This is a genomic window from Pseudomonas sp. NPDC089530 (assembly GCF_050280705.1).
Classification (GTDB): domain Bacteria; phylum Pseudomonadota; class Gammaproteobacteria; order Pseudomonadales; family Pseudomonadaceae; genus Aquipseudomonas.
This window is the reverse complement of the sequence record NZ_JBNNVU010000072.1, coordinates 20,513-28,061: the sequence shown is the minus strand read 5'-3', so window position 1 is coordinate 28,061 and position 7,549 is coordinate 20,513. Positions and strand designations below refer to the sequence as shown.

Genomic DNA, 7,549 nt, shown 5'->3' with positions numbered 1-7,549 from the left:
GCGCGCCTTGGGACATGCAACCCCAGGATCCGCTCTAAGCACCAGCCCTTGAAAGGGCTGGCTGCAAGAGCGTCCGTCCTTGAGGCCGACGTCGGCCTTGACGATGCCCCAGTGGTCGACGATCAGGGCGTTGGTGATCAGGGTGTCGACCACCTCGGCCGCCAGCAGCTGGCCCTGGCCCATGCCGTCGCGGATCACCTTGCCGCCGCCGAACTTCACTTCTTCGCCGTAGGTGGTGAAGTCCTTCTCGACTTCGATCCACAGCTCGGTATCCGCCAGGCGCACCTTGTCGCCGACGGTGGGGCCGAACATGTCGGCGTAGGCTTGGCGGGAAATCTTCATTGCACCTTCCTAAGAATGGAGTCGGGCACCTGTAGCCGCTGCCGAAGGCTGCGTTAAGGGCCGGAGGACCTTCGTTCACGTTGAAATGCAGGGGTCGCTTCGCAGCCATCGCAGCCTGCGGCAGCGGCTACAGGGATTGCGCTCAGTCCAGATCGCCCATGACCCGCCCGGCAAAGCCGAATACCCGGCGCCGGCCGGCCAGTTCCACCAGTTCCACTTCGCGGGTCTGGCCCGGCTCGAAGCGTACGGCGGTGCCGGCCGGGATATTCAGGCGCATGCCACGGCTGGCGGCGCGGTCGAAGGCCAGGGCGTCGTTGGTTTCGAAAAAGTGATAGTGCGAGCCCACCTGGATCGGCCGGTCGCCGCTGTTGGCCACGCTCAGGCTGAGGGTGCGGCGGCCGGCGTTGAGTTCGATGTCGCCGGGCTGGATCTGGTATTCGCCTGGGATCATTGGGGTTGCTCCAACGTCTTGAAGTAGATGGCGGTCGGGCTGTAGGTGCCGTCCGGGCTTTGGCAGTAGTTGGGCAGCTCGCCGACCCGGGTGTAGCCCAGCGAGCTGTAGAAGGCTTCGGCGTCCGAGCCGGCCTCGGTGTCCAGATACAAAAGACCGCGCTTGAGCTGGCGCGCCGTGTGCTCCACGGCGTGCATCAGCTGCTGGCCCATGCCGCGGCGGCGGGCGTCGTGGCGCACTTGCAGCTTCTGCACCTCGGCGCGATTGAGGCCGTTGGGCTTCTGGCACAGCGCCAATTGCACACTGGCCAGGACCACTTCGTCCTGCACCACTACCCACAGCAGCAGGCTGCCGTCGGCGATGCTGGCCTGGACGTTGTTGACGTAGGCGCTGGCCTGTTCCTGGTCGAGGTCGGCCATGAAACCAATCGAGGCGCCGTGGCCCACGGCGTCGAACAACAGATCAATCAGGCCCTGACGATAGTGGGCGAAGCTCTCCGCATGGACTCGACGCAAATGGGCAGTGTTCATCGCTATTTCTCTGGGTGGGTGGAGGGCGGCAACGCCCCCGGATCGAGGGTCAACTGCATGAAGGTCAGGTCCAGCCAGCGGCCGAACTTGGTGCCCACTTGCGGCATCTGCCCGGTGGTGACGAACCCCAGGCGTTCATGCAGGCGGATCGAGGCGGCATTGCCGCTTTCGATGGCCGCAACCATCACATGTTTGTCGCAGTGCCCGGCCCGCTCGATCAGCGCTTGCATCAAGCGTGGGCCCAGGCCGTTGCCGCGCTGGTCGCTGCGGATATAGACCGAGTGCTCGACGGTGTGGCGAAAGCCGTCGAAGGGCCGCCAGTCGCCGAACGAGGCGTAGCCGAGCACGTTCTGCTCGGCGTCGACCGCCACCAGGACCGGATACCCCTGGGCCTGCCGGGCGCTGAACCAGGCCTGGCGGTTGCCCAGGTCCACGGCCTGCTCGTTCCAGATCGCCGTGGTGTTGAGCACGGCGTCGTTATAGATGTCGCGGATCGCCGGCAGATCGGTATCCACGGCATCGCGGATGGAATACGTCATGGTGCGGCCTCAGGCGATGGGTTGATGGACGGTGACCAGCTTGGTGCCGTCGGGGAAGGTCGCTTCCACCTGGATTTCCGGAATCATCTCCGGGATGCCTTCCATTACCTGTTCCCGGCTCAGCAGGGTGGTGCCGTAGTGCATCAGCTCGGCCACGGTCTGGCCGTCGCGGGCGCCTTCGAGCAGCGCCGCCGAGATATAGGCCATGGCTTCCGGGTAGTTGAGCTTCACGCCCCGGGCCAGGCGCCGCTCGGCCACCAGGCCGGCGGTGAAGATCAGCAACTTGTCTTTTTCGCGTGGGGTCAGGTCCATTGTTGGAGATCCGTTGTCAGGCCATTGAAAAGCGTTGCAGCGTTCCTACAGGTAGCTATGTTCATGTGCTCCAGATCCTCGGTGGCACGGCCTCGCGGCCCAGCAGGGCGGGGCGCAGCAGGCGCCACAGGTCGATCAGCCAGGCCCGGGCCAGCAGCGCTTCGCTGGCCAGGCAGCGGGCCACCAGCAGGCCGGGCAGTTGTGTCAGGTCGCCACGCACCGTGTGCTGCCCGGTGTCGTGCAAGGCGCGGCAGCGTTCCAGCAGTTGCGCATCGATCTCGCCGCTGGCCAGCAAGGTGGCGAACACCGGCTGGCCGTCCAGGCCGATCGGCGAGTCCAGCAAACCGTCGCCGCCGACAATGCGCTGGCGCTCGTGCCAGAGCAACTGGCCGTCGCGGCGAATGTCCAGGTGCGACTGGAAATGCCCATGCTCGAAGCGTTCGTCGCTGGCGGGTCGGCCCAGCGCCACCACATCCCAATAGAACAGCCGGGCGTCGCCCTGCAACTCGATGCGGGTGCTCAGTTCGGCCTGGGCGGCGCTGAACACTATGGTTTCCTGGGGCAGCCATTCCAGTGTGGCACCGGCGGCGATGTTCAAGGTCAGGGCCTGATAGGCGGGCCCGGCGGCGCGATACCACTTGGCGGCGCCGGGGCTGGTCAGTTGCGCCCAGGCGTCGCGCTCGACGCTGGCGCGGATCTCCAGGCGGTCGCCGCCGGCGATCCCCCCGGGCGGGTGGACGATGATGTGCTGGCAGACCTCGGGGCCTTCGGCGTACAGGTGCTTCTGCACCCGCAGCGGGCCCTGGTGCCGACGCTGGACCGGGCGCGTGCAATCGCCGAAGCGGGCATAGCCGAGTTCCAGTTCGGCATGCCAGCTGGGGGTGAACAGGGCGGTAGGGGCAGGCAGGTTCATGATGGGTGCTGGTGGTCCGGAGGCGACAGGCTAGATCCTAACGTAGATCAAAATGCGGATTGCAACTTAGATCGCGACCAGGCCGCGTACTCCCTCGGCCTCCATCTGCGCGCCCCGGCCCTGCTGGACGATTTCGCCCCGGGACATCACCAGGTACTGGTCGGCCAGTTCGGCGGCGAAATCGTAGAACTGTTCCACCAGCAGGATGGCCATGTCGCCCCGGGCCGCGAGTTGCTTGATCACCGCGCCGATTTCCTTGATCACCGACGGCTGGATGCCTTCGGTGGGTTCGTCGAGGATCAGCAGCCGTGGCCGGCTGGCCAGGGCCCGGCCGATGGCCAGCTGCTGTTGCTGGCCGCCGGACAAGTCGCCGCCACGCCGCTGTTTCATCTGCAGCAGCACCGGGAACAGCTCGTAGATAAAGGCCGGGACTTCCCTGGCCTGGGAGCCGGGGAAGCGCGAAAGCCCCATCAGCAGGTTTTCTTCCACGGTCAGGCGGCCGAAGATCTCCCGGCCCTGGGGCACGTAGGCGATGCCGGCCTGGACCCGTTGGTGGGGCCTGTAGCCAGTGATGGCCCGGCCCTCCCAGGTCACCGCGCCTTCTTTGGCCGGCAACAGGCCCATCAGGCATTTGAGCAGGGTGGTCTTGCCCACGCCGTTGCGTCCGAGCAGGCAGGTGACTTCGCCGACCTGCGCCTCGAAGCTCAGGCCCCGCAGGATATGGCTACCGCCGTAGTACTGGTGCAGCTTGTCGACTTGCAGCATTTCGAATTCCCCTAATACCTGTAGGAGCGAGCGGGCGGCGATCCGACTTGCCCGCGAAAAATCTCGACGATGACGTGAGGTGACGGTGGGATCGCCGCTGCGCGGCTATCGCGGGCAAGCCTCGCTCCTACAGAGAATCGTCAGCGGCCGAGATAGACCTCGATCACCCGTTGGTTTTCCTGCACCTGTGCCAGCGACCCTTCGGCCAGCACGCTGCCCTGGTGCAGCACGGTGACGTGGTCGGCGATGGCGCCGACGAAGCCCATGTCGTGCTCTACCACCATCAGCGAATGCTTGCCGGCCAGGCGTTTGAACAGCTCGGCGGTGAACGCGGTCTCGGCATCGGTCATGCCCGCCACCGGCTCGTCGAGCAGCAACAATTGCGGGTCCTGCATCAGCAGCATGCCGATCTCCAGGAACTGCTTCTGGCCGTGGGACAGCAGGCCGGCCTGGCGCTGCGCCGAGGCCGTCAGGCGAATGGTGTCCAGCACTTCGTCGATACGGTCCTTTTGCTCGCCGGAGAGCCTGGCCCGCAGGCTGGCCCACACCGACTTGTCGGTCTTCTGCGCCAGCTCCAGGTTCTCGAACACGCTCAGGGCCTCGAACACCGTGGGCTTCTGGAACTTGCGGCCGATGCCGGCCTGGGCGATCTGTACCTCGCTCATCTGCGTCAGGTCCAGGGTTTCGCCGAACCAGGCCTTGCCCTGGGTGGGCCGGGTCTTGCCGGTGATCACGTCCATCAGGGTGGTCTTGCCCGCGCCATTGGGGCCGATGATGCAGCGCAGTTCGCCGACGCCGATGTACAGGTTCAGGTCGTTGAGGGCCTTGAAACCGTCGAAGCTGACGCTGATGTCTTCCAGGGTCAGGAGGGTCCCGTGGCGGGTATTGAGGCCCTTGCCGACGGCCTGGCCGAGACCGATGGCGTCGCGGCTGGCGCCGGCGTCCCGATTTGCATCAAGAGTCGAGGAGTCGAGAATGGGTTCGAGCATGAAGTCGGCTGTCGCAGTGACTCTCATTGTTCACCTCGTTTTTTCAGCAGGCCGATCACGCCTTTTGGCAGGTACAGGGTCACCACGATAAACAGCGCGCCGAGGAAGAACAGCCAGTACTCCGGAAAGGCCACGGTGAACCAGCTCTTCATGCCGTTGACCACCCCGGCGCCGAGCAGCGGGCCGATCAGCGTGCCACGCCCGCCCAGGGCAACCCAGACGGCAGCCTCGATGGAGTTGGTCGGCGACATCTCGCTGGGGTTGATGATGCCCACCTGGGGCACGTACAAGGCGCCGGCCAGGCCGCATAGCACCGCGCTCAGGACCCAGACGAACAGCTTGAAGCCGCGCGGGTCGTAGCCGCAGAACATCAGGCGGTTCTCCGCGTCGCGCAGCGCGGCCAGCACCCGGCCGAACTTGCTCCGCGCCAGGCGCCAGCCGATGTACAGGCTGGCCGCCAGCACCAGCACGGTGGCCAGGAACAGCGCCGCGCGGGTGCCCGGTTCGGTGATGCCGAACCCGAGGAGGGTGCGGAAGTTGGTGAAACCGTTGTTGCCGCCCAAGCCGGTCTCGTTGCGAAAGAACAGCAGCATGCCGGCGAAGGTCAGGGCCTGGGTCATGATCGAGAAATACACGCCCTTGATCCGCGAGCGGAAGGCGAAGAAGCCGAATACCAGCGCCAGCAAACCCGGCGCCAGCACCACCAGGCACAGGGCCCAGAGGAAATTGCCGGTGCCGCTCCAGTACCAGGGCAACTCGGTCCACGAGAGGAAGGTCATGAACGCCGGCAGGGCGTCGCCCGCGGCCTGGCGCATCAGGTACATGCCCATGGCATAGCCGCCGAGTGCGAAGAACAGCCCGTGGCCCAGGGACAGCAGCCCGGCGTAGCCCCAGACCAGGTCCAGGGCCAGGGCGACTATGGCGTAGCAGAGGATCTTGCCCACCAGGGTCAGGGTATAGGCCGAGACCTGCAGCGGGTTGTCCGCCGGCAACAGCGAGAGCAGCGGCAGGGCCAGCAGCACGGCGAGGATCAGCGCGCCGACGGCGACCGTGAGCCTGGGGCCGGCCTTTTGGCTGGCGGTAATGAGCAGTGGTTGAGTCATTAGTCGATCACCCTTCCTTTGAGTGCGAAGAGGCCTTGCGGACGTTTCTGGATAAACAGAATGATCAGCGCGAGGATCAGGATCTTGCCGAGCACGGCGCCGATTGCAGGTTCCAGGATCTTGTTGGCGATGCCGAGGCCGAACGCGGCGAACACGCTGCCGGCCAACTGGCCGACGCCACCTGTCACCACCACCAGGAACGAGTCGATGATGTAGCTCTGGCCCAGGTCCGGGCCGACGTTGCCGACCTGGCTCAGGGCTACGCCGCCAAGGCCGGCGATGCCGGAGCCGAGGCCGAAGGCGAGCATGTCCACCCGGCCGGTGGGCACGCCGCAGCAGGCGGCCATGTTGCGGTTCTGGGTGACGGCGCGCACGTTCAGGCCCAGGCGGGTCTGGTTCAGCAGCAGCCAGGTCAGCGCGACGACGAACAGCGCGAAGGCGATGATCGCGATGCGGTTGTAGGGCAGCACCAGGTTGGGCAGCACCTGGACCCCGCCCGACAGCCAGGCCGGGTTCGCCACCTCGACGTTCTGCGCGCCGAACACCAGGCGCACCAGCTGGATCAGCATCAGGCTGATGCCCCAGGTGGCGAGCAGGGTTTCCAGCGGGCGGCCGTAGAGGTGGCGGATCACGGTGCGTTCCAGGGCCATGCCGATGCCGGCGGTGACGCAGAACGCCACCGGCAGGGCGAGCAGCGGGTAGAACTCGATGGCCTGCGGCGCGTAGCGCTGGAACAGCAGCTGCACCATGTAGGTGGCGTAGGCGCCGAGCATCAGCATCTCGCCGTGGGCCATGTTGATCACCCCGAGCAGGCCGAAGGTGATCGCCAGGCCCAGGGCCGCCAGCAGCAGGATCGAGCCCAGGGACAGGCCGCTGAAGGCCTGGCCGAGAATGTCGCCCACCAGCAGCTTGCGCTTGACCTGGGCCAGGCTGGTTTCGGCGGCGGTGCGCACGCCGGCGTCCGCTTCAACCCCGGCTTCGAGCAGGCCTTCGAGGCGGGTGCGGGCCAGCGGGTCGCCGGTTTCCCCCAGCAAGCGCACCGCGGCCAGGCGCACGGCCGGGTCGCCGTCCACCAGTTGCAGGTTGGCCAGGGCCAGGCTCAGGGCGTCATGCACGCCCGGATCTCGTTCGGCGGCCAGGGTGTTCTCGAGGAATTTCAGCTGCGCCGGCTTGGCGCTTTTCTGCAATTGCCGGGCGGCGGCCAGGCGGGTGCCGGCGTCGCTGGCGAGCAACTGATGGCTGGCCAGGGCGGTGTCGATCAGGCCCCGCAGGCGATTGTTCAGACGCAGGGTCTTGGCTTGCCCATCGACGGTCAGCTGGCCTTGCTGCAAGGCGCCGAGCAGCTCGATGCGCGCCGGGTCGGGTTGCGCGGCCCAGGTTTCCAGCAGGCTGGCCTGCTGCGCGGGATTGGCCGCGACAAAGTCTTCGGCATCGCCGGCATGGGCGGCGATCGGCAACAGCAGGAGGCAGGCCATAAGCAGGCGGAAAAACGACATGGTCACGTCCTTGAATACGACAGAGAACCCTGTAGGAGCGAAGCTTGCTCGCGATGGCGGTGGGTCAGGAATACCGCTATCGCGGGCAAGCTCCGCTCCTACAGAAGGA

The 7,549-nt window shown here is 66.3% G+C and carries 9 protein-coding genes and 1 pseudogene; all 10 read right to left on the bottom strand.

Features of this window, described 5'->3' with window-relative positions; translation table 11 throughout:
* Positions 1-342 (bottom strand): annotated as a pseudogene (locus ACQKQA_RS22595) (hypothetical protein); the annotation flags it as partial.
* A 142-nt stretch (positions 343-484) separates the two neighbouring features.
* Positions 485-793 carry an urease subunit beta gene (locus tag ACQKQA_RS22590; RefSeq protein WP_427562621.1) on the bottom strand — a complete coding sequence of 103 codons (309 nt, stop codon included), beginning with the start codon at positions 791-793 and terminating at the stop codon, positions 485-487.
* Positions 790-1,323 carry a GNAT family N-acetyltransferase gene (locus ACQKQA_RS22585; RefSeq protein ID WP_427562618.1) on the bottom strand — a complete coding sequence of 178 codons (534 nt, stop codon included), beginning with the start codon at positions 1,321-1,323 and terminating at the stop codon, positions 790-792. The genes ACQKQA_RS22590 and ACQKQA_RS22585 overlap by 4 nt, the downstream gene beginning before the upstream one ends.
* A gap of 2 nt (positions 1,324-1,325) precedes the next feature.
* Positions 1,326-1,862 (bottom strand): N-acetyltransferase family protein, encoded by a 537-nt coding sequence (locus ACQKQA_RS22580; RefSeq protein ID WP_427562615.1) that lies wholly within the window; start codon positions 1,860-1,862, stop codon positions 1,326-1,328.
* A gap of 9 nt (positions 1,863-1,871) precedes the next feature.
* Positions 1,872-2,174 (bottom strand): urease subunit gamma, encoded by a 303-nt coding sequence (gene ureA / locus ACQKQA_RS22575; RefSeq protein ID WP_007937143.1) that lies wholly within the window; start codon positions 2,172-2,174, stop codon positions 1,872-1,874.
* Between the two features lie 61 nt (positions 2,175-2,235).
* Positions 2,236-3,087, bottom strand: a complete 852-nt coding sequence (locus ACQKQA_RS22570) for an urease accessory protein UreD (RefSeq protein WP_427562611.1) — start codon at positions 3,085-3,087, stop codon at positions 2,236-2,238.
* A 66-nt stretch (positions 3,088-3,153) separates the two neighbouring features.
* The gene (gene urtE / locus ACQKQA_RS22565; protein WP_427562608.1) at positions 3,154-3,852 is read right to left on the bottom strand and encodes an urea ABC transporter ATP-binding subunit UrtE; all 699 of its coding nucleotides are present in this window, start codon (positions 3,850-3,852) and stop codon (positions 3,154-3,156) included.
* 140 nt (positions 3,853-3,992) lie between these two features.
* The gene (urtD, locus tag ACQKQA_RS22560) at positions 3,993-4,868 is read right to left on the bottom strand and encodes an urea ABC transporter ATP-binding protein UrtD (protein ID WP_427562605.1); all 876 of its coding nucleotides are present in this window, start codon (positions 4,866-4,868) and stop codon (positions 3,993-3,995) included.
* Entirely contained in the window at positions 4,865-5,944 is a 1,080-nt protein-coding gene (gene urtC, locus ACQKQA_RS22555) for an urea ABC transporter permease subunit UrtC (RefSeq protein ID WP_427562602.1), read from the bottom strand. The genes urtD and urtC overlap by 4 nt, the downstream gene beginning before the upstream one ends.
* A complete protein-coding gene (gene urtB / locus ACQKQA_RS22550; RefSeq protein ID WP_427562600.1) occupies positions 5,944-7,440 on the bottom strand; it encodes an urea ABC transporter permease subunit UrtB in 1,497 nt (498 codons plus the stop codon). The genes urtC and urtB overlap by 1 nt, the downstream gene beginning before the upstream one ends.
* Positions 7,441-7,549: the final 109 nt, after the last annotated feature.